Annotated in this window: 21 protein-coding genes and 3 tRNA genes; 2 read left to right on the top strand and 22 right to left on the bottom strand. The window is 48.9% G+C overall.

What is annotated here, in order from left to right:
* Positions 1-23: 23 nt before the first annotated feature.
* The 13 genes from O9X78_RS08820 to uvrB form a co-directional block, all read right to left on the bottom strand.
* Positions 24-100, bottom strand: a tRNA-Pro gene (locus O9X78_RS08820).
* A 43-nt stretch (positions 101-143) separates the two neighbouring features.
* Positions 144-500, bottom strand: coding sequence for a MerR family transcriptional regulator (locus O9X78_RS08815; protein ID WP_269619271.1), 357 nt, complete (start codon positions 498-500; stop codon positions 144-146).
* The gene (ihfA, locus tag O9X78_RS08810) at positions 481-783 is read right to left on the bottom strand and encodes an integration host factor subunit alpha (protein ID WP_103685879.1); all 303 of its coding nucleotides are present in this window, start codon (positions 781-783) and stop codon (positions 481-483) included. The genes O9X78_RS08815 and ihfA overlap by 20 nt, the downstream gene beginning before the upstream one ends.
* 4 nt (positions 784-787) lie before the next feature.
* Complete coding sequence (gene pheT / locus O9X78_RS08805) at positions 788-3,151, bottom strand: phenylalanine--tRNA ligase subunit beta (protein ID WP_269619270.1); 2,364 nt, start codon at positions 3,149-3,151, stop codon at positions 788-790.
* 65 nt (positions 3,152-3,216) lie between these two features.
* Positions 3,217-4,233: a phenylalanine--tRNA ligase subunit alpha gene (gene pheS / locus O9X78_RS08800; protein ID WP_269619269.1), complete on the bottom strand. Its 1,017-nt coding sequence runs from the start codon at positions 4,231-4,233 to the stop codon at positions 3,217-3,219.
* 164 nt (positions 4,234-4,397) lie between these two features.
* Complete coding sequence (rplT, locus tag O9X78_RS08795; RefSeq protein WP_159238438.1) at positions 4,398-4,754, bottom strand: 50S ribosomal protein L20; 357 nt, start codon at positions 4,752-4,754, stop codon at positions 4,398-4,400.
* Positions 4,755-4,785: 31 nt separating this feature from the next.
* Complete coding sequence (rpmI, locus tag O9X78_RS08790) at positions 4,786-4,980, bottom strand: 50S ribosomal protein L35 (protein WP_269619268.1); 195 nt, start codon at positions 4,978-4,980, stop codon at positions 4,786-4,788.
* Positions 4,981-5,036: 56 nt separating this feature from the next.
* On the bottom strand, positions 5,037-5,573 hold the full coding sequence (gene infC, locus O9X78_RS08785; RefSeq protein WP_269619441.1) for a translation initiation factor IF-3: 537 nt from the start codon (positions 5,571-5,573) through the stop codon (positions 5,037-5,039).
* Positions 5,574-5,575: 2 nt separating this feature from the next.
* Complete coding sequence (gene thrS / locus O9X78_RS08780; protein ID WP_269619267.1) at positions 5,576-7,501, bottom strand: threonine--tRNA ligase; 1,926 nt, start codon at positions 7,499-7,501, stop codon at positions 5,576-5,578.
* Between the two features lie 129 nt (positions 7,502-7,630).
* Entirely contained in the window at positions 7,631-7,909 is a 279-nt protein-coding gene (locus tag O9X78_RS08775) for a DUF1488 family protein (protein WP_219041919.1), read from the bottom strand.
* A 46-nt stretch (positions 7,910-7,955) separates the two neighbouring features.
* Entirely contained in the window at positions 7,956-8,300 is a 345-nt protein-coding gene (locus tag O9X78_RS08770) for a thermonuclease family protein (protein ID WP_269619264.1), read from the bottom strand.
* Positions 8,301-8,669: 369 nt separating this feature from the next.
* Positions 8,670-8,746, bottom strand: a tRNA-Val gene (locus O9X78_RS08765).
* Positions 8,747-8,853: 107 nt separating this feature from the next.
* Complete coding sequence (uvrB, locus tag O9X78_RS08760; RefSeq protein WP_269619263.1) at positions 8,854-10,878, bottom strand: excinuclease ABC subunit UvrB; 2,025 nt, start codon at positions 10,876-10,878, stop codon at positions 8,854-8,856.
* 194 nt (positions 10,879-11,072) lie between these two features.
* Here uvrB and O9X78_RS08755 point away from each other — a divergent pair.
* Both O9X78_RS08755 and O9X78_RS08750 read left to right on the top strand, forming a co-directional pair.
* Positions 11,073-11,148 (top strand) — tRNA-Asn (locus O9X78_RS08755).
* A gap of 149 nt (positions 11,149-11,297) precedes the next feature.
* The gene (locus O9X78_RS08750) at positions 11,298-11,642 is read left to right on the top strand and encodes a hypothetical protein (protein ID WP_269619262.1); all 345 of its coding nucleotides are present in this window, start codon (positions 11,298-11,300) and stop codon (positions 11,640-11,642) included.
* Position 11,643: 1 nt separating this feature from the next.
* On the opposite strand, the gene O9X78_RS08745 is transcribed toward O9X78_RS08750, so the two are convergent.
* From O9X78_RS08745 to aroA, 9 genes are all read right to left on the bottom strand, one after another.
* Complete coding sequence (locus O9X78_RS08745) at positions 11,644-13,416, bottom strand: SLC13 family permease (RefSeq protein WP_269619260.1); 1,773 nt, start codon at positions 13,414-13,416, stop codon at positions 11,644-11,646.
* A 1-nt stretch (position 13,417) separates the two neighbouring features.
* Entirely contained in the window at positions 13,418-14,389 is a 972-nt protein-coding gene (locus tag O9X78_RS08740; protein WP_269619259.1) for a DHH family phosphoesterase, read from the bottom strand.
* Positions 14,390-14,427: 38 nt separating this feature from the next.
* Complete coding sequence (gene pyrF / locus O9X78_RS08735) at positions 14,428-15,129, bottom strand: orotidine-5'-phosphate decarboxylase (RefSeq protein ID WP_269619257.1); 702 nt, start codon at positions 15,127-15,129, stop codon at positions 14,428-14,430.
* A gap of 8 nt (positions 15,130-15,137) precedes the next feature.
* Positions 15,138-16,337: a tetratricopeptide repeat protein gene (locus tag O9X78_RS08730; protein ID WP_269619256.1), complete on the bottom strand. Its 1,200-nt coding sequence runs from the start codon at positions 16,335-16,337 to the stop codon at positions 15,138-15,140.
* Positions 16,338-16,343: 6 nt separating this feature from the next.
* Complete coding sequence (locus O9X78_RS08725) at positions 16,344-16,637, bottom strand: lipopolysaccharide assembly protein LapA domain-containing protein (RefSeq protein WP_269619255.1); 294 nt, start codon at positions 16,635-16,637, stop codon at positions 16,344-16,346.
* Positions 16,638-16,715: 78 nt separating this feature from the next.
* On the bottom strand, positions 16,716-17,012 hold the full coding sequence (gene ihfB / locus O9X78_RS08720; RefSeq protein WP_269619254.1) for an integration host factor subunit beta: 297 nt from the start codon (positions 17,010-17,012) through the stop codon (positions 16,716-16,718).
* Between the two features lie 120 nt (positions 17,013-17,132).
* Entirely contained in the window at positions 17,133-18,812 is a 1,680-nt protein-coding gene (rpsA, locus tag O9X78_RS08715; protein WP_269619253.1) for a 30S ribosomal protein S1, read from the bottom strand.
* Positions 18,813-18,949: 137 nt separating this feature from the next.
* Complete coding sequence (cmk, locus tag O9X78_RS08710; protein WP_269619440.1) at positions 18,950-19,636, bottom strand: (d)CMP kinase; 687 nt, start codon at positions 19,634-19,636, stop codon at positions 18,950-18,952.
* Positions 19,637-19,650: 14 nt separating this feature from the next.
* Positions 19,651-20,952, bottom strand: a complete 1,302-nt coding sequence (gene aroA / locus O9X78_RS08705) for a 3-phosphoshikimate 1-carboxyvinyltransferase (protein WP_269619252.1) — start codon at positions 20,950-20,952, stop codon at positions 19,651-19,653.
* Positions 20,953-20,967: the final 15 nt, after the last annotated feature.

The raw sequence follows: 20,967 nt of genomic DNA, 5'->3' as shown, positions 1-20,967 counted from the left end.
TTGAGTGGCCTTTTTTATTAAACTGGTCGGAACGGCAGGATTCGAACCTGCGACCCCCACACCCCCAGTGTGGTGCGCTACCAGACTGCGCTACGCCCCGATTTGAGGGGCTGCATGATACCCCAAGATGATTGTTGAGTGAACTATCTTTTCAGTAGTTTAGCGACTTCCTCTAGTTCACCTAGCATTTGCCGGATCACTTGCCGAGTTTGTGATGATTCATCTTTTGCCGTTTCACCGGACATGCGCTGGCGAGCACCACCAATGGTATAGCCCTGCTCATAAAGCAGGCTGCGAATTTGCCTAATCATCAGCACATCCTGATGCTGATAATAGCGGCGGTTGCCCCGACGCTTTACCGGTGTTAGCTGCGGAAACTCCTGCTCCCAATAGCGAAGAACATGGGGTTTAACACAGCATAAATCGCTCACTTCACCAATGGTGAAGTAACGCTTTCCCGGTATGGGGGGTAATTCATCGTTATGACTTGGTTCCAGCATAGTCCTCTACCCTGGATTTCAGTTTTTGTCCTGGCCGAAACGTGACCACGCGACGCGCGGAGATGGGAATTTCCTCGCCGGTTTTGGGGTTACGTCCGGGACGCTGACTTTTATCCCTTAAATCGAAATTTCCGAAACCGGAGATTTTGACCTGTTCGTTATTTTCCAAGCAATGACGAATTTGCTCGAAGAACAGCTCGACCAACTCCTTGGCCTCGCGCTTATTAAAGCCCAGCTCTTCGTACAATCGTTCAGCCATTTCTGCTTTGGTGAGGGACGTCATCACACTAGTTCCTTAAACTTGCGCCAAATGCCTCCTTCAAGGTGTGAACAACCGCGTCAACAGATTGACTCACCTCTTCTTCGTTAAGGGTGCGCGATGAATGACGGAAGGTCAAGCCCAGCGCCAAACTTTTTCGTTCAGGATCAATGCCTTTACCCTGATAAATATCAAATAGCTTCAAGTCGCTAAGGTGTTCACCTGCAGAATTTCTCACCGCTGTTAACACATCTGCCGCAGCTAACTGGCGATCAACGATTAAGGCCAAGTCTCGCCGAACCTCTGGAAAGCGTGATAGCTCAGAAAACACGGGAACACCGCGCTGCAGTAAAGGCTGCTGATCTATCTCAAATAGATAGACCGGATTTACAAAGTCCCAACGGGCTTGCAAGCTCGGATGAAGCGCACCAATGCGACCAATACGCTTGTCATCGCAATAAACGTCAGCGGTCTGCCCTGGATGTAAGGCAGTGTATTTCGCAGGCACAAAGGAAATTGCAGCGGTCGATACAGACAAGAGACTTTCTAAATCTGCCTTCAAATCATAGAAATCGACTAATTCGCCACTTTCGCTCCAACTTTCAGGCTCGCGGCGACCGGTTAACAGCGCTGCGAGCGTCGGAGTTTGCTTCAAGCCCGTATCAGATTTAATAAACCGCTGACCGGATTCAAATAAGCGAATACGAGATTGTTGGCGTTTTGCGTTATGCATCGCGGTTTTTAACAAGCCCGGTAACAGGCTTGTGCGCATAATCGACATATCCGCAGAGATCGGATTAAGCAATTCAACGCCCGATTCCCCTTCTGACATGGCTTGATGCATCACTGGGTCAATAAAGCTGTAGGTGATCGCTTCTTGATAGCCACGAGCAACCAGCTGCTGACGAACTTGCGGCATACCGCGCAGACTTTCTGGCGCCGGACGAATGGTTAAGGTATCGCTCATTGGCGTGACCGGTAGACGGTTATAGCCATAAACCCGCGCCAGCTCTTCGAGTAAATCTACCTCAATGCTGATATCAAAACGCCAGCTAGGCGCCGTCACTGACCAGCCACCATCAATCGCGCTCACCGCCATGCCTAAACCACGCAAAATCGACTCGACTTCATCTTGAGTCAGCGCCATACCCAGCAGCTTCTCAATACGTTTTTCGCGCAACATAATGGGATCACGCGCCGGCAACTGATTGTTAGCACTGGATAGCGGGCCAGCTTGACCACCACAGATTTCAATAATCAGCGCTGTCGCACGTTCGATAGCGCGCGCAGGTAATTCAAAATCAACACCACGCTCAAAGCGGTGGGAAGAGTCTGTGTGCAAGCCATAGCTACGCGCACGACCGGCAATTTTATCCGGGGCAAAAAATGCGGCTTCTAGGAACAAATGCTGGCTCGCATCGGTAACTGACGAGGGTTCGCCACCCATAATACCGGCCAAGGCCAAGGCCTGTTTTTCATCCGCTATTAAAAGTGAGCCTTCGCGGACGTCGATAGTCTGGCCATCGAGCAGAGTAAGGGATTCACCCGCTTGCGCATGACGAACTACGATACCGCCTTGAATTTTATCTAAATCAAAAGCGTGCATCGGCTGACCGAGCTCTAACAAAATAAAGTTAGTTACATCGACGACCGCATCAATACTGCGCAAACCGCAGCGACGAAGCTTTTCCTGCAACCATAATGGGCTAGGCTTGGAGACATCGACATTACGAATAATCCGCCCCACATAGCGAGGACAATCTTCGGTAGCCGCTACGGTGATTGGTAGTATGTCATCAATGCTTGCAGAAACCGCCGCTACCGGTGTTTCAACAAACGGTAACTCACTCAATACGGCAGTTTCACGCGCGATACCGCGAACGCTCAAACAATCAGCACGGTTAGGTGTTAAACCCAGCTCGATGACCGTATCGTCTAAATCCAAGTATTGGCGAATATCAACACCCAAGGGCGCGTCAGCTGGCAGTTCCATTAGGCCATCAGATTTCTCTGCCAAGCCAAGTTCTTGCTCTGCGCACAACATGCCGAAGGATTCTACACCGCGCAGCTTGGCCTTTTTAATTTTAAAATCGCCGGGCAATACCGCGCCCAAGGTAGCAAGAGGAACTTTTATACCCACACGGGCATTGGCCGCACCGCAGACTATCTGAACCACCTCCGATCCATTATTAACGCCGCATACCTGCAACTTCTCGGCATCTGGATGTGACTCTGCAGACACAATCTCTGCCACCACCACTCCAGTAAATTTGCCGGCAACTGGGTCTATCGCATCAACCTCTAGGCCAGCCATGGTCAACCGCGCCGCTAATTGCTCGGTATCTACCGCTGGGTTAACCCACTCTCGCAACCACTGCTCACTGAATTTCATATTCTTTCCGTCTTAAATCTTTTGGGCAATACTCGCTTCCGTTGTCTAGCTTGACGGAAGCTGGCTTATTTAAACTGGCCGAGAAAACGCAGATCATTTTCAAAAAACAACCGCAGATCATTCACGCCGTAACGCAACATCGCGAGGCGCTCAACGCCAAGACCAAAGGCAAAGCCGGTAAAGCGTTCAGCGTCGATGTTTGAAGCGGCAAACACACTTGGATGCACCATGCCGCAACCCAATATCTCAATCCAACCTGTTTGACTGCACACGCGACAACCTTCACCGCCACACATCACGCATTGAATATCGACTTCTGCGGAGGGCTCGGTAAAGGGGAAATACGATGGCCTAAAACGCACGCTGAGCTCTTTCTCAAAAAAGCTACGCAAAAATGACTCGAGCATGCCTTTTAAATCGGCGAAGCTAGTATCTTCACTGATCAACAAACCCTCGACCTGATGGAACATTGGCGTGTGGGTTAAATCAGAATCGCAGCGGTACACCCTACCCGGGCATATGAGCTTCATGGGCGGCTCACTGCTCTCCATTACCCGAACTTGCACTGGCGAAGTATGAGTACGGAGTACAGTTGACTCATCAACGTAGAAGGTGTCATGCATGGCTCGCGCGGGATGATGAGCCGGAATATTTAGCGCCTCAAAATTATGATAGTCGTCTTCAATCTCAGGACCTTCGACGACGTCAAATCCGATGCTGCCAAAAAATGCGCTAATACGTTCAATTGTGCGAGTTACCGGATGCAATCCGCCAGCGTGTTGGCCTCTGCCCGACAGGGTGACATCAATTTTTTCAGCATCAAGCCGCGCATCAACAGCAGCCTGATCAAGACGAAGCTTACATTCTGAAATCTGCTCAGATAAGGCCTCTTTAACACGGTTAATTTCCGCACCAGCTGCCGGCCGCTCTTCTGCGGATAAGCCACCCAGTCCTTTTAATAACGCCGTAATGTGGCCTTTTTTACCAAGATACTCCACACGCACTTGATCTAGCGTCTGTGCATCTGTGGCGGCACCTATTTTTGCCGCTGCTTCAGCCGCTAAACCTTCAAGATTTTCCATTCCGCGCTCCCAATCTCTGCGCCGCTGCCACCCTGTTCCCGCCCTAATAGCATTAACATGGCGACGTAAATTAGTGTCTTAAAAACAAAATAGGGAAAGGGCGCAAGCCCTTTCCCTATAATAAAACTAAGCAATATGACCGCTACGCAACGGTCAAACGCTTTTTAAGCTAAGGCTGATTTCGCGCGTTCTACGATCACAGCAAAGGCTTCTTTGTCGTGTACAGCTAGATCAGCCAATACGCGACGGTCTAAACCGATTTCAGCCTTTTTCAAGCCAGCAATCAAACGGCTATAGCTTAAGCCATTAGCACGCGATCCTGCATTGATACGAGTGATCCACAATGCGCGGAATACACGTTTCTTGGCACGACGGTCGCGGTAAGCATATTGACCTGCTTTAATTACCGCTTGTTTCGCTACACGATAAATACGTGAACGAGCGCCGTAGTAACCTTTGGCTTGTTTCAGAATCTTTTTATGACGACGGTGTGCGGTCACACCACGTTTTACGCGGGGCATAGTATATTCCTCTTAATCTCGATGACGTTTATCAGATGGCGCGCAACATGCGGTCTACTAGAACTTTGTCCGACTTATGGACAGCGCTAGTACCACGTAGCTGACGCTTACGTTTAGTGGTCATCTTGGTCAAGATGTGGCTTTTATGAGCGCTTTTACGCTTATAACCGCTACCGGTTTTTTTGAAGCGTTTTGCCGCCCCGCTGTGTACTTTTAACTTTGGCATCGTTAGATACTCCGCATTCACAATGTAAATTAAATCAAGTAGGCCCTAAGAGCTCACTACTTTTTCTTTTTCGGGGCAATCACCATAGTCAATTGACGGCCTTCCATTTTAGGGAACTGCTCTACAGCACCATATTCAACAAGGTCTTCTTCAACCCGTTTCAACAGCTGCATACCTAATTCCTGGTGGGCCATCTCACGACCGCGGTAACGCAAGGTCACCTTGGCTTTATCCCCGTGTTCAAGGAAACGTATCAGGTTGCGCAGTTTTACCTGATAATCCCCATCTTCCGTACCCGGGCGGAACTTCATTTCCTTTACCTGAGTTCGAACTTGGTTTTTTCGAGCCGCAGCTTGCTGCTTTTTGGCTTCGAAAACATGTTTACCGTAGTCCATCACTTTACAGACGATCGGGTCTGAATCTGTGATCTGAACTAAGTCTAATGTCGCTTCTTGCGCGGCTTTCAGCGCTTCTGCAAGGGGAACAACACCAACCTGGTTGCCCTCTGCGTCAATTAAGCGAACTTCATTAGCTTCAATTTCTTCGTTTATCGGCGCTCTTTTGCTGCGCCCTTTTGCGTTATCGCGTTTAATTGCTAGTTCTCCGAATTTGCGCGGCTGCGTTTAGCTACGCTGTCTGCGAGGAGTTTACTGAGATCAGTAAGTGCTACTGATCCCAAATCTTCGCCACTACGTGCACGTACCGAAACAGTCTGGGTTTCGACCTCGTTGTCACCTACGACAAACAAGAACGGAACCTTCTGAATTGTGTGCTCGCGGATTTTAAAGCCGATCTTCTCATTTCTCAAGTCCGCATCGACCCTAAAGCCACTATCTCGCAATAAATCTTGTACTTTAGTCACATAATCAGCCTGTTTGTCCGTAATATTACAAACCACAGCCTGAATCGGTGCCAACCAGAGCGGAAATGCGCCCTCGTAATGCTCGATCAAAATTCCAATAAAACGCTCGAAAGAACCCAAAATTGCGCGATGCAACATTACCGGCGTTTGCCGCTGACCTGCTTCATCAACATATTGCGCACCGAGACGGCCCGGCATTGAGAAATCGACCTGAATCGTACCTAGCTGCCATACTCGACCGATACAATCTTTTAAGGAGAATTCTATCTTAGGGCCATAGAAAGCGCCTTCGCCGGGCAATAATTCCCACGGTAAACCTTTGCTATCTAGCGCCAAGGCCAAGGCTTTTTCTGCACGGTCCCAATCCTCTTCGCTGCCTACGCGCTTTTCAGGGCGAGTCGATAGGCGATAAATAACTTCATCAAAACCAAAGTCTTCGTAGACCTCATGTAAGAAGTCAATAAACGAGGCCACTTCTGGCTGAATTTGATTTTCAGTACAGAAAATATGTGCGTCGTCTTGGGTAAAGCCACGCACTCGCATTATGCCGTGCAGCGAACCCGAGGGCTCATTGCGGTGACAGGAACCAAACTCAGCCAAACGCAACGGTAAATCGCGGTAGCTGCGCAAACCCTGATTAAACACCTGAACATGGCAAGGACAATTCATTGGCTTGACGGCGAAATTGCGCTCATCCGCTGTTAAGGTAAACATACCGTCACTGAATTTATCGGCATGACCCGATTTTTCCCACAGGGAAATATCCACCACCTGCGGCGTACGTATCTCTTGGTAATCATTTTTGCGCTGTTTTTCGCGCATATACTGTTCAATTGCCTGATATATGCTCCAGCCCTTTGGGTGCCAAAACACCATGCCCGGCGCCTCTTCCTGCATATGAAAGAGATCCAACTTCTTACCCACTTTGCGGTGATCACGCTTTTCCGCTTCGGCAATACGATTCAAATAAGCCTTAAGTGCCTTTTTATTACCCCACGCCGTGCCATAGATACGCTGCAACATGGCGTTAGCTTGATCACCACGCCAATAGGCGCCTGCTACCTTGGTCAACTTAAAGGCATTCAACTTACTAGTGCTTGGCACATGAGGACCGCGACACAAGTCCATCCAGTCGCCCTGCTTATACACAGAGATGTCTTCGCTACCAGGCAGATCTTTAATTATCTCTACCTTGTACTCTTCACCCAAATCGCTAAATGCTTTTACTGCTTCTTCGCGACTCATCACTACACGAGATATCGCCAAGTCCGCAGAGGAAAGCTCGGTCATTCGCGTTTCAATTTTCTCCAGATCTTCTGGGGTAAACGCGCGCTCGTATGCGAAGTCGTAATAAAAGCCGTCTTCAATAACGGGGCCGATGGTCACTTGTGCGCCAGGGAACAAATCCTGCACAGCCATCGCCAACAAATGCGCGGTCGAATGCCGAATAACATCAACACCTTCTTCGTCACGCTCAGTGATAATTCCCAGTTCGGCATCGTCAGTAATCACAAAACTGGTGTCAACAAGCTTGCCATTTACCCGGCCAGCGAGTGCAGCCTTAGCTAGACCAGGACCTATATCAAAGGCGACATCGGCAACAGAAACGGGGGCATCGAAAACACGCTGACTTGCATCAGGAAGGGTAATTACGGGCATTGCACTTTCCTTTCAGTGGTGACCCCTACTAAAGGCCACGTGAGTAATTGAAAATCATAGAAATTTTAGGTCGACTATTATGCGGATTGTGGCTGCTAGCTGCAAGCTTATCCAGACAAACCGACGCCGCTAAAGTTGATACTCGATGCATCGCAATAAGGTAACCACGACAGGACCATCATCGTGAGGTAAGCGCTCCCCAAGAACAAATCGCTCAACCATACTCTCAAAGCGAGGTCGATTCTGCTCAAAGTTCTCAATCGCCTGCTCAACCGTATCTGCGGTCTGGAAAAAATCTACCAATGCAGTCCGTGATATCGCAAACACATAGCGCTTACCGTGAATAGAACCCGCAAATTTCAAACCGCTAAATTTGCTATCCCACCAAAAGTCCGCTTCAAACTCCATAAATCCCACTCACCGCAAGGCTAATTTTAACAAAAGGTACTAACACTCAGCACCAGACGATCTTTTTGCCGCCAGTATAAGGCACCGCAAATCCTTCGCTTATTAACTGATCACCAAGACTCATGCCGTCTATCCAAACCTCGGCCAGTAGACGAAAATATTTATCCCGCTCGATAGAGCGCAACTCAATGACTCGCCCCTCCCTAAGCCGACCAACCGAGAACTGCTTGGCGGCTCGCGCCGCGTCTTTTTCCGACTGACACTTGCCGCGCAACTCTGGCGTATCAACCCCTTTTATTCGCACTGGCATACTCTCGCCAACCACCGACGGCCAACCAGCAATATTTACCCGAAAGGTATCTCCGTCGTAGATAGTACGCACTTCCGCCACAGTTGCGCTGCCAAACTCGGCGGCACCGAGGCCAATAGTTACGAGGAAAGCGCACAAGAAGCAGGCGAGACTAGCTACAAAACTCTTACTAACTTGACCTAATTTAATTGGTGTAATCCCGACTTTAATAAATAAAAAAGCGAGTCGGGAATCCCTTTTCCGAGGCAGGCTGGGTCGTTGTTATTTCGGTGACGAGTATAACAGTTATATCGAAAGATGAGATGCAGGAAAATCAAACTTCAGCGCAACTACGCGTAGAAACTAGAACACACAGGTAGAAACGAGTAGAAATAATTACTGGGACTTGATAGCGAACAAATATTACCCACCCTCTAGTGCGAGCAGCCTAAATTTGAACTCAAATAAAATTGGTACGACCGAGTGGATTCGAACCACCGACCCCCACCATGTCAAGGTGATGCTCTAACCAACTGAGCTACGGTCGTACAAAGCGTGCTGGCAATCGTCGAATCGCTTGCCTAACAAGGACGCGCATTATAATCACGCGCTTACATCAGCACAAGGTTTTAACCCAGATTAATACATTGCCGATTCAGCTAGCAAAGAAGCGCTGCTTTATCTCTGACAATTTATCCCTTACATTCGCCGCCGCTTCAAACTCAAGATTCTTAGCGTGCTTCTGCATATCTTGCTCTAGGGTTTTCAGCAGTTTTGCCAGCTCGGCATTCGACATACCCGCCGCGTCTAACAAATAGTCACCTGAAGGCTCAGCAACCTTCTGCATATTGCCACGCTGCTTTTTCTTGGAACCCGGTATCGCGCCGGCGTCGAGAATATCTTCCACTGACTTTATAACGCCAATGGGAATGATATTATTTTTGAGGTTATGCGCTATCTGCTTTTCTCGGCGTCGTGTGGTCTCGTCTATGGCTCGCTGCATAGAACCGGTAATTCGATCGCCATATAGAATCGCCTTGCCATTCAAGTTTCGCGCAGCACGGCCAATGGTTTGAATCAGTGAGCGCTCCGATCGCAAAAAGCCCTCTTTGTCCGCGTCTAAAATGGCGACTAGCGAGACCTCTGGCATATCCAAACCTTCACGCAACAGGTTTATTCCCACCAAGACGTCAAATTTACCCAGGCGCAGATCACGAATTATCTCAACCCGCTCGACGGTATCGATATCCGAGTGCAAATAGCGGACCTTTACGCCGTGCTCATCCAAATACTCAGACAGGTCTTCCGCCATGCGTTTCGTTAACGTCGTCACCAGCACGCGATCGCCGACCGCCGTGCGCAACACAATTTCTGACAGCAAATCATCTACCTGAGTACTCGCCGGCCGCACCTCTATCTCTGGGTCAATCAAGCCCGTCGGCCTTACCACCTGTTCAACAACGCGGGCGGAATTCTCTGCCTCGTAATTCCCAGGCGTGGCAGATACTAAAATAATTTGTGGTACCAAGCGCTCCCACTCATCAAATTTCATCGGCCGATTATCGAGCGCCGACGGCAGACGAAAGCCATATTGGACTAAGGTTTCTTTGCGAGATCTATCGCCCTTATACATCGCGCCTATTTGCGGAATAGTCACGTGGGATTCGTCAATCACGACTAAGGCATTTTCGGGCAAATAATCAAAAAGAGTCGGCGGTGCCTCACCAGGATCTCGACCAGATAAATAACGAGAGTAGTTTTCGATGCCGTTGCAATAGCCTAACTCGCGAATCATCTCAATATCATAGCGCGTGCGCTGCTCAAGACGCTGGGCTTCAACTAGCAACTCATTGCTGCGCAAGTGCTCCAAGCGCTCGACGAGTTCCTCTTCAATGAAGTCGACCGCTTTTAACAAAGTTTCGCGCGGTGTTACGTAATGACTCTTGGGATAAATAGTGATGCGTGGAATTTTGCCGTAGGATTCTCCGGTGAGGGGGTCAAATCCTGTAATTGACTCTATTTCGTCATCAAACAGCTCCACCCGAACCGCATTCTTATCACTCTCGGCAGGGAAAATATCAATCACATCACCACGGACACGATAAGTGCCACGCTGAAAGGCAATGTCATTGCGAGTGTATTGCAGCTCCGCTAAACGGCGAAGAAGCTTGCGCTGATCAATGCGCTCCCCACGCACCAAATGCAAGATCATTTTGAAATACTGCTCTGGATCACCTAAACCGTAGATTGCGGATACCGACGCCACGATAATCGCATCAGAGCGCTCCATTAACGCCTTAGTCGCCGACAATCGCATTTGCTCAATGTGATCATTAATCGAGGCATCTTTCTCAATAAATGTGTCTGAAGCAGGCACATAGGCTTCAGGCTGGTAGTAGTCGTAATAAGAAACAAAGTATTCAACGGCATTATTGGGGAAGAATTCTTTAAATTCACCGTAGAGCTGTGCAGCGAGTGTTTTATTCGGCGCCATGACGATGGTTGGCCGCTGCAATGCCTCAACAACATTTGCGATCGTGAAGGTTTTCCCTGAGCCGGTCACGCCAAGCAAGGTTTGCGCATGCAAACCAGCATTCACACCCTCGACCAAGCCTGCAATAGCCGCAGGTTGGTCTCCCGCTGGAGCGAACTTCGACACGACCTGAAACGGCTTACCCATCAGATATACTCGCTGCAAAAGCCCCCATAGTAACGCGCGCAGACCTTAGCCGCAAAGCGCCCGCCAAGTTCTTATAAAACACCCTAAACACTGGAAATTGTTCACAAAATCGCCAAAACAAGAAAATCTGTCGCCAGGGGTTGACGCCCCGAAAAAACATCCTTAATATGCGCGTCCTCAGCTGTTAAAGCTGTTCCGCCTTAGCTCAGTTGGTAGAGCAAATGACTGTTAATCATTGGGTCGCTGGTTCGAGCCCAGCAGGTGGAGCCATATCTAAAAGGGTTTATGTGCAAACATAAGCCCTTTTTTTTCGCATCAACAAATTGCCGCTTTAAATTCAGAAACTCACGCTATACTACCCCTACTCCGCATACACATCACGGTGCGCACCATTGCCGACCGCAAAACGGATATAAAATATGAGCGTTAGAATCACTGGCATTGCAATTTCACTAACACTTTTCTTTTGTGGAGCAATCCACGCCCAAACCCAAGACTTCAGCGCTGCACATAGAAAGATTGAGCGCGCACTGGAAGGCTCCGCGGGGTTCCCTGGCAGTGATGCCATTTGGGTTCGTCACAACGCCTTATTAATCGCTGTTGAAAAAGGCGCAATAAACGAAAAGAAATATGCAAAACAAGTGTGTGGCTTTCTAAATGCCAATGGTTTCTCGACGCAAAAAGTGAATATTATTATTTTTGATCAAAGTGAACTGCGAAGCCACAACACCTGGTCGCAGCTTGCAGAGGTTCAGTGTGAATAAACTAAAACGGCCAAATAAGTGGGGCTATTAGCACGGTAGCAACACCCACTATTACCGTTAGCGGTATACCAATTTTGAAAAAATCACTAAACCGATAATCCCCCGGCCCATAAACCATCAGATTGGTTTGATAGCCAATTGGCGTCGCAAAACTCGCTGACGCTGCCATCATCAAGGTCACAGCAAAGGGCAGCATGCTCACATCAAGCTGCTGACTTGCAGCCAGTGCGATGGGAAATACGATTACCGCAGCCGCCAAATTCGATATAACAGCGGAAAATAAGGTCGTAACCACGAAAATTGCAGCCAATGTCGCCATAGGGGACCCGGCAGCCGCGCCGACGATACTACCAGCAATAACCGAAGCCGCCCCCGTGGACTCCAATGATCCACCCAGGGCGATAGACGCGGCAATAACCAACAAGATCTGCCAATCAACGCTACGCCTTGCATCCGCAGCACGAATACACCTTGTCACTACCATTAGACCCGCAGCCAAGAAAGCCGCCTTTAACATTGATAGCCAACCTACTGCCACCACCAACACCATTGCAACCATGATGATGCCAGCACGGCCACGATGCTCGTGACGCACAGGGCGTGAATTTTCGATAGCACTGACCAGCAAGAAATCACGCGAGTAACGCTGATTGGGAACAAAGTCCTCATAGGCCTCAAGCAACAAGGTATCACCTGGCTCTAACTCAAGATCACCAATTCGTCCCTTGAGGTGCTCGCCATTACGAGAGATAGCGATAATCGCCGCACCGTAATTATTGCGAAAACGCATTTCGCGCACCGGTCGACTTAAATGAGGGAAGTTGGGTGATATCACCACTTCGACTAAGCAGCGAGATAAATTATTATCGCCAAGTTTGAAGGCCTGATCCTCAGCCAATCTTAGACCATGAAAATTTTTCAAGTCGACAACCGAGCGCACATCTCCAGCAAAGATCAACCGATCGCCACCCATAAGAATTTCTTTGGGTGAAACTACCGTCATCAATCGTTCGTCGCGGACAATCTCAATTAAGAACATCGCCGGTAACTGCCGCAAGCCAGCCTGTTCAATAGATTGCCCAATCATTGGACTGCCGGGCTCAACCAACATTTCGATAATATACTGACGGGTATCACCAAACCGCTCTGTCTTACCGTTGCTCGCCGGCAACAAATAGCGGCTCATTACGATGGTAAACGCGACAACCAAAATCGCGCTGGGTAAACCAACCCACGCTAAGTCAAACATGCCCAACGTTTGCTCGGGCAAGCTATCCAACATCATGCCGTTAACAACCAGGTTGGTACTGGTTCCCACCAAGGTGCATGTACCACCAACAATGGCCGCATAGCTCAGGGGAATCATCAACTGCGATACCGGCAAATTATTGCGCTTGGCCCAATCTCGCACTGCGGGAATCATCATTGCCACCACGGGCGTGTTATTTAATATCGAGCTGAATGCTGCGACCGGCGCCATTAGCCGAAACTGAGCCATGCGCACGGACTTTGGACGGCCCAATACATTCAGAGAAATCCAACTCACTGCACCGGTTTCAGACAGCGCCTGCGCTACAATAAATAATATACCGACAGTGACCATACCCTCATTAGCCATACCCGCCAACGCTTCTTTAGGCGAGAGAACACCAAGTAAGAGTAAAATCACAACACCACCGCACAAAATAATATCGGGTGGCCGCCGGGTAAAAATCAACGCTAGTAAACAACCTGCAATAACACTCAGGGCAATCCATGCATCAAGGGTGAACATATTAGTTCGACAAGCTCCGATAGAACTCTTGGAATTTTTCAACAAAGCTATTAAGACTTGTTACCGGTAAATCATTTATGCCAGCAGCGGCGGCTCGACCACCACCTGTAGGAAATTGCCGGCAAAATTCATCTGCGCCACGCTTATTATTAAGCGGCGCGCGAATACTTACTAGATAGTTACCGTTATTTTTTTCAGTTAATACAGCGTGCGCACGATCCGGAAAATCATTGGCTAAATCGTTGCTATAAACGCCGCTAACACGTCTTGCCCAGCGCTCATCCGGCAATATAAACACGGCACTTACCTCGTCAGCATGTACCGCAGGTAATTGGCTCGCCGCACGCATATCGTTGGTATAGCCTTCTTCCAATTGTGAAAACGTATCGGCGGCGTCCTTCATAAATTGCCGCGGGCTAGCAAAGGGCACCATGCGGCGATACAACTCGGCGGGATCAAAATGCAGATCGTCAATGCTGGCACCGTAGCCATTGTAATTGAGATAGATACCCAAGCTTTCTAACTGCGTTAGTTCTTCCTCAGTTAATTCTAAGGTTTTTGCGACTGACATCGCGCTATTGCGCAGATTATCGCCAAAGGCACCGACTACCGCCCACTCCGCAAACTGCCCTTTCAACATGCCATTAACCAATAAGCTGGTACACACATCTGCGGCTGGGTTTATGTTTACAGTCAAATTAGCATGTTCAGGAGTATCACCAGCAAAATGGTGATCGACATAAACCACTTCTGCACCAGCGTCTAAAGCTGCACGCAGGCCATCGCGGTTTTTATCCAGCGACACGTCAAGTACCGTCACTTGATCCCCTGATTGCGCTGTTACTTTATCGAGTAAATTAATATCGCGCTTTACACCCGTCACAAGCAAGCTGTCTTTGGGTGTTGCATTACGCAGCTGAACGAGGGCACATAGTCCATCAGCGTCACCGTTGAATACATCAATAACTGCCATACCACTAATTCCTTTTTGCTAAGTCTTTATAAATTTGCTTAATAACCTAGTGACGCGTTAATTTTCTTCAGGGCCGCCAAAGGATCTGCACTGCGAGTTATAGGCCGACCGATCACTAAATAGTTACTCCCCATGGTCATCGCTTCTTTCGGCGTTGCGATCCTTTGCTGATCGCCCTGCTCACTGCCCTCTGGGCGAATACCTGGCGTCACAAGTAAAAAGTTATCGGGTACAGGGCCACGAAGCATCGGCGCCTCCTGAGCCGAACACACCACACCATCTAAACCACAATCCACTGCTAGCGATGCCAAACGATTCACCTGTGTCGGCGCATCATCACGGACACCGATCGCCGCCAGCTCTTCACTTTGCATTGAGGTAAGTACCGTTACTGCAATAAGTAGCGGAGCGTCTTTACCATAGGGCTGCAAAGCAGTTTTTGCAGCAGACATCATCTTCATACCGCCGGACGCATGAACATTCACCATCCACACACCCAGCTCCGCTGCCGCCGCTACCGCCGCCGCCGTGGTATTCGGAATATCGTGAAATTTCAAGTCTAAAAAAACCTCAAAACCGCGAGCGTGCAAATCCTTAACTATTTCGGGGCCATACAAAGTAAATAATTCTTTACCTACTTTTAAACGACATAAGGATGGATCCAGCCTATCTACTAAGGCGTCAAGGTCGGCGCGCACGGCAAAATCTAACGCGACGATGAGTGGAGATTTATCAGTCATAATTTAATTCAATCACCTTGTATTCCTCGGATTGGCGCAATGGTACCCCACTGCTCACAACTGGGACATAACCAGTGCAGCTTTTGGCCAGAAAAACCACAGTGCCGACACCGATAAATTGGCCGCTCAGCTTTTAGCTGATCTAGTAACTGCGTTACTAATACGGCACTTTGTCCTACGTCGGAATCCTGCTGATCGAGAACAGACAAAAGTAAAACAATGGTCGGGCGCTTCCTCGCCGCATCATACAAATAACTTAATGCGGACTCCGAACTCGCCTGCTCTGCCAGCTGCAAAGCACACTCAGTAATAAACGCAGTACTGCTGACTTTTTCCGCAATCCGCTTAAGCGCATCAAGATAACCAGCTCGATTTCCAAAATCGACAAATGCCTCACGAAATAAAGGTAAAACCTCTTTAGCGAAAGCTGGTTGCCGCTCAATGACCGAATGCAGTAATTCCAAAGCTTGCTGTGGTTTTTTCTGCGTGATGGCAACCTTAGCTAAAAGTAAATAGGCGCGTACATTGTCGTTATCGTAGCTGCGTGCCATCTGCAATTCTTTAGACGCGGATTTAATATCGTGAGCGGCCAGCAACGGTTGAGCTTTCTCGCAGTGATAATGACTCAAAGAACACTCTACCGCGCGCTCAGCGGCAGTTGGCGCTGCAGACTTTTTTAACCACCGTCTCTGAGGCAGGCGTAACAACGCTACCGCGATAGCCTGATCCCACTCCTTTTCGCTTTGATAAATACCCTGTAAATGCTCCAAGGCATCACTACGGTACTGCGGGGATTCATCCACCACGTCTCGAAGTAAACGTTCGGCTCGATCAAATAGGCCTGCAGAAATATAATCCCTCGCCAATTCGAGATTCACTTGGTACAGCTTTTCTTTGGGCAAGCTCGGCCGCGATAATAAGTTCTGATGAATGCGAATAGCGCCATCAACTTCACCCTTGCTGCGCATCAGATTACCTAATGCTAGGTGTGTCGGCAGAGTTTCGATATTGACCGGCAATTCATTGATCACCGTCATGACCGCGGCGCCCGCCTGCTCGCCCAAGAGGTAATTCAACCCCTTATAGTAAGAGCTAGCATTGTCATCACTGCTATGGCTTCGCTTTTTAGGGCGGTAGAAATAACCCAGCAACCAACCGCTGGCCACCGCTGCGAGAACCAAGAGAAATTGTATTAGCTCAACACCCATTCCAGATTAACTACTTGTCGTCTGGCTGCGTGCAATCTTGGTTTTCTGGGACGTTAGGAGGCGACGCAAACGAAGCCGCGAGGCCTGTATACGTATTATCACTATGGAGCTTGCAGCCAAACCCGCTAACCCGCCCACGAAGAATGCCAAAATAACCCACGTTGACAAGCGCTGAGCCGGTAAATCTGCAACGAGCACATTTAAGGGCACCAATACATCATTTTGAATAGTAAACAGAAGCCCCACAGCTAGCACGAGGAGTAACAAGAGGAACACTAAAATCGAACGGATCAGACGCATCTAACCTTTTCCAAAAAAAAAACGGCATGGTCAAAGACCATACCGTTTCTTTAATCATAACGCTAGCAGTGAGTGTTGCTAAGTGCCTGACTGCAGGCTCAAATTCACTCTTTCGCGTAATTCTTTGCCTGGCTTAAAATGGGGAACAAACTTGCCGGGTAACTCGACAGTATCGCCCGTTTTGGGATTACGCCCCATACGAGGTTCTCGATAATGCAGAGAAAAACTACCAAATCCTCGAATCTCAATTCGATCACCCGTGGCTAAAACCGTCGACATATGTTCGATCATAGTTTTAACCGCCAGCTCAACGTCCTTATGAGACAGCTGCGGCTGACGCTCGGTAATCAACTCTATTAATTCAGATTTAGTCATTGCTTGTTCCCGTTGTTTCCAACACCCAAGCCTAGCTTAGCATTTTTTTGCATATAAGCCAGATAGTTACGGGCAATTACTCAAAGTAAATGCCCGTAACCTAGACTCAGATTAAAGACCTTAGTCTTTATTTTCCATCTGAGCCTTGATCAAGTCGCCGATTGTTGCCGGAGCAGCAGTTTCGACTTCTTTCTCACGCAGTGACTTAACTGCTTCTTTCTCGTCGTCAACGTCCTTGGCTTTAATAGACAAGGTCATTGCACGATTCTTACGGTCTACACTGATGATTTTAACTTCAACAGCATCGCCCACTTTCAACACGTTACGTGCATCTTCAACTTTGTCGCGGCTGATTTCAGACGCTTTCAACACGCCTTCAACTTCTTCGCTCAGTACAACAATAGCGGCTTTCGCATCGACTTCTTTAACAACACCATTAACAATGGCGCCCTTGTCGTTTTCAGCAACGTAGTTAGAGAACGGATCATCTTCAAGCTGTTTGATGCCCAAAGAAATGCGCTCACGCTCAGGATCGATAGACAGAATCACAGTCTCGATCTCATCGCCTTTCTTGAATTTACGTACGGCTTCTTCGCCAGTTTCATTCCAAGAAATGTCTGACAAGTGAACCAGACCGTCGATGTTGCCGTCTAGACCAATGAAGATACCGAAGTCAGTGATTGACTTGATAGCGCCCTTGATCTTGTCGCCCTTAGTGAACTGGCCACCAAATGCATCCCATGGGTTTTGTTGACACTGTTTGATACCCAGAGAAATACGACGACGCTCTTCGTCGATGTCCAAAATCATCACTTCCACTTCATCGCCAACTTGAACGACTTTAGATGGGTGGATGTTTTTGTTAGTCCAATCCATTTCAGAAACGTGAACCAGACCTTCAACGCCCTCTTCGATCTCTGCGAAACAGCCGTAATCAGTCAGGTTAGTGACCTTAGCTTTAACGCGAGAGTTCTCAGGGTAACGCGCTTTGATAGCAACCCATGGATCTTCGCCAAGCTGTTTAAGACCCAGTGATACGCGGTTGCGCTCACGGTCGAACTTAAGAATACGAACGTCAATTTCATGACCCACTTCAACGATTTCGCTTGGGTGCTTAATACGCTTCCAAGCCATGTCAGTGATGTGCAACAGACCGTCAATACCACCCAAATCTACGAAAGCACCGTAGTCGGTCAAGTTCTTAACAATACCTTTAACAACCATACCTTCTTGCAGAGATTCCAGCAGCGCTTCGCGCTCTTCGCTGTTTACGCTCTCAAGAACAGCACGACGCGAAACAACGACGTTGTTGCGCTTTTGGTCCAGCTTAATGACTTTGAATTCAAGCTCTTTGCCTTCCAAGTGCGCAGTGTCGCGAACTGGACGAACATCTACCAAAGAACCGGGCAGGAAGGCACGGATGCTGTTGATATCGACAGTAAAACCACCTTTGACCTTGCCATTGATAATACCAATAACAGACTCTTCAGCCTCAAACGCTGCTTCAAGAGTAGTCCACGCTTCAGCGCGCTTGGCTTTTTCACGTGATAATTTAGTTTCACCGAAACCGTCTTCTACCGACTCCAAAGCAACTTGCACTTCGTCACCGATAGACAGAGTGAATTCACCGCTGTCGCTTAAGAACTGCTCGCGGGGAATAACACCTTCAGATTTCAGGCCTGCGTGAACAGTAACCCAATCACTATCAAAATCAATTACAACGCCGGTTACGATCGAACCGGGTTTCATATCAATGGTTTTTAAACTTTCTTCAAATAGATCAGCAAAGCTCTCGCTCATTAGTCATTACCTGAGTATTAAGTAGTGGCAACGCCACCGTATCGCCGCGTATCCAGCTTACACGGGTCAATTCATATTGCCTCAATACAACGCCAGCTGGTGTTTGCGCTGCATGCGACGGTTTTTAGTTAGTCTTTTTACAAACTAACAAGACGAGCGTTGACTTCCGCCAGCACTCGGTTAAACACTTCTTCTATGCCCAAACCACTGCTATCAATGTGCACAGCGTCGTCTGCGGGCTTTAAGGGGGCTAATTCACGCTCGGAATCACGTTTATCGCGGGCGCGTATCTCCCCTAAAAGGGTCGCGAGGTTAACATCATCACCGCTTGATTTCAACTGATTGTAGCGTCGTTCGGCACGCTCCTCGGCACTTGCGGTTAAGAATATCTTGACCGGCGCAGTAGTGAACACCACCGTGCCCATGTCGCGACCGTCAGCGACCAAACCCGGCGCTTTAGCAAAATCTCGCTGGCGACCTAATAACGCTCTTCGTACAGCAGGAAGAACAGCAACTTTAGACGCTAACATACCCGTCGTTTCTGTACGTAAATCTCCGCTAACGTCTTCACCTTCGAGAAACACAAGTGTCGGCTCTCCTGGCTCTCCCGCAATAAATTCAACATCAAGATTTGCCGCCAACTTGGCAATGGCAGCCTCGTCATCAAAGGCGCAGCCATGTTTATCCGCAGCCATGCCAACTAAACGATAAAGCGCGCCACTATCCAACAAATGCCAACCCAAATGCCTTGCTAGCTTTTGGCACAAGGTACCCTTACCTGAACCACTTGGGCCATCTATGGCGATCACCGGCGCGGCTAACATGGAATCAAAATTACTCAAACCTGCACCTCTATATTCATTCCAAGTCCGGCGGCCAAACTGACAAAATTAGGGAATGACGTCGCCACATTATCGCAGCCCGTCACCGTGATTGGCTTGCTCGCACGCAACGAAGCGACCGCAAAGGACATGGCTATGCGGTGATCATGATGGCTTTCAACCGTTGCGCCGGTAATTTGCCCCCCCTGAATGACAATGCCATCCTCAGTCGGTACAGCGCTAATACCCATTGCCTGCAGGCCATCAGCCATGACCTGAATACGGTCACTTTCCTTAACGCGCAACTCCTCGGCACCCGTTAATACTGTTTGCCCTTCGGCACAGGCTGCAGCCACAAATAACACAGGAAATTCGTCAATCGCCAACGGCACCTGGTCCTCAGGAATATTGATACCTTTGAGCTGAGCATAACGTATACGAATATCGGCAACCGGTTCGCCGCCGATTTCACGCTCATTAAATACTGTAATATCGCCACCCATGGCGCGAAGAATATTAATTACCCCGATGCGCGTTGGATTAATGCCAACGTGTTCCAGAGTTAAATCTGCATTTGGCGTAATACTCGCCGCGACCATAAAAAAGGCCGCCGAAGAAATATCAGCCGGCACATCTATATGTACTGCGCTTAGACGACCACCGCCAGTCAGCTTGGCTACCGGCCCATCTACATCTACCGCATAACCAAAACCGCGCAACATGCGCTCGCTGTGATCTCGGGTCGGTGCAGGCTCAGTGGTACGCGTGTCACCTTCCGCATATAAGCCCGCCAACAACACACAAGACTTCACCTGCGCACTCGCCATTGGTAATACGTAATCGATAGCCTTCAGTGATTGTCCACCGCGTAATGTTAGCGGTGGGCGGCCACCCTCTGCTGTTTCTACTACCGCTCCCATTAGCCTTAATGGCGCAGCAACACGCTCCATTGGGCGCTTACTCAGCGACACATCGCCGGTCATCGTGACATCGAATTTTTGCCCTGCTAATAAACCTGCAAGCAAGCGCATAGAGGTACCTGAGTTGCCCACATACACATCACCAACGGGTGCTTTTAGACCGTCTCGCCCAACACCATGAATCACCACGCGACCATTTTCTGGCCCTTCAATTTCTACCCCCATCGCGCGAAATGCATTGAGAGTAGAAAGCGCATCTTCGCCCTCTAGAAACCCGTCTACGGTGGTAACACCGTCTGCGATGGCGCCCAACATAATAGAGCGATGGGAAATAGACTTATCACCTGGGACACGGGCAGTACCGCGCATTTGGCCACCGGGTTGCAAAAGGAAATCCACGATAATATTTCTCTT

Source organism: Zhongshania aquatica, assembly GCF_027257955.1.
GTDB classification, from domain to species: Bacteria; Pseudomonadota; Gammaproteobacteria; order Pseudomonadales; family Spongiibacteraceae; genus Spongiibacter; species Spongiibacter aquatica.
Note: the sequence above shows the minus strand (reverse complement) of the source record. Positions and strands in the feature narration are given on the sequence as shown.

Bases quoted from the DNA above. Each gene is read 5' to 3' on its own strand.
- O9X78_RS08815 (WP_269619271.1), bottom strand. From the start codon at position 500: ATGCTGGAACCAAGTCATAACGATGAATTACCCCCCATACCGGGAAAG.
- ihfA (WP_103685879.1), bottom strand. From the start codon at position 783: ATGACGTCCCTCACCAAAGCAGAAATGGCTGAACGATTGTACGAAGAG.
- pheT (WP_269619270.1), bottom strand. From the start codon at position 3,151: ATGAAATTCAGTGAGCAGTGGTTGCGAGAGTGGGTTAACCCAGCGGTA.
- pheS (WP_269619269.1), bottom strand. From the start codon at position 4,233: ATGGAAAATCTTGAAGGTTTAGCGGCTGAAGCAGCGGCAAAAATAGGT.
- rplT (WP_159238438.1), bottom strand. From the start codon at position 4,754: ATGCCCCGCGTAAAACGTGGTGTGACCGCACACCGTCGTCATAAAAAG.
- rpmI (WP_269619268.1), bottom strand. From the start codon at position 4,980: ATGCCAAAGTTAAAAGTACACAGCGGGGCGGCAAAACGCTTCAAAAAA.
- thrS (WP_269619267.1), bottom strand. From the start codon at position 7,501: ATGCCCGTAATTACCCTTCCTGATGCAAGTCAGCGTGTTTTCGATGCC.
- O9X78_RS08775 (WP_219041919.1), bottom strand. From the start codon at position 7,909: ATGGAGTTTGAAGCGGACTTTTGGTGGGATAGCAAATTTAGCGGTTTG.
- uvrB (WP_269619263.1), bottom strand. From the start codon at position 10,878: ATGGGTAAGCCGTTTCAGGTCGTGTCGAAGTTCGCTCCAGCGGGAGAC.
- O9X78_RS08750 (WP_269619262.1), top strand. From the start codon at position 11,298: ATGAGCGTTAGAATCACTGGCATTGCAATTTCACTAACACTTTTCTTT.
- O9X78_RS08745 (WP_269619260.1), bottom strand. From the start codon at position 13,416: ATGTTCACCCTTGATGCATGGATTGCCCTGAGTGTTATTGCAGGTTGT.
- O9X78_RS08740 (WP_269619259.1), bottom strand. From the start codon at position 14,389: ATGGCAGTTATTGATGTATTCAACGGTGACGCTGATGGACTATGTGCC.
- pyrF (WP_269619257.1), bottom strand. From the start codon at position 15,129: ATGACTGATAAATCTCCACTCATCGTCGCGTTAGATTTTGCCGTGCGC.
- O9X78_RS08730 (WP_269619256.1), bottom strand. From the start codon at position 16,337: ATGGGTGTTGAGCTAATACAATTTCTCTTGGTTCTCGCAGCGGTGGCC.
- O9X78_RS08725 (WP_269619255.1), bottom strand. From the start codon at position 16,637: ATGCGTCTGATCCGTTCGATTTTAGTGTTCCTCTTGTTACTCCTCGTG.
- ihfB (WP_269619254.1), bottom strand. From the start codon at position 17,012: ATGACTAAATCTGAATTAATAGAGTTGATTACCGAGCGTCAGCCGCAG.
- rpsA (WP_269619253.1), bottom strand. From the start codon at position 18,812: ATGAGCGAGAGCTTTGCTGATCTATTTGAAGAAAGTTTAAAAACCATT.
- cmk (WP_269619440.1), bottom strand. From the start codon at position 19,636: ATGTTAGCCGCGCCGGTGATCGCCATAGATGGCCCAAGTGGTTCAGGT.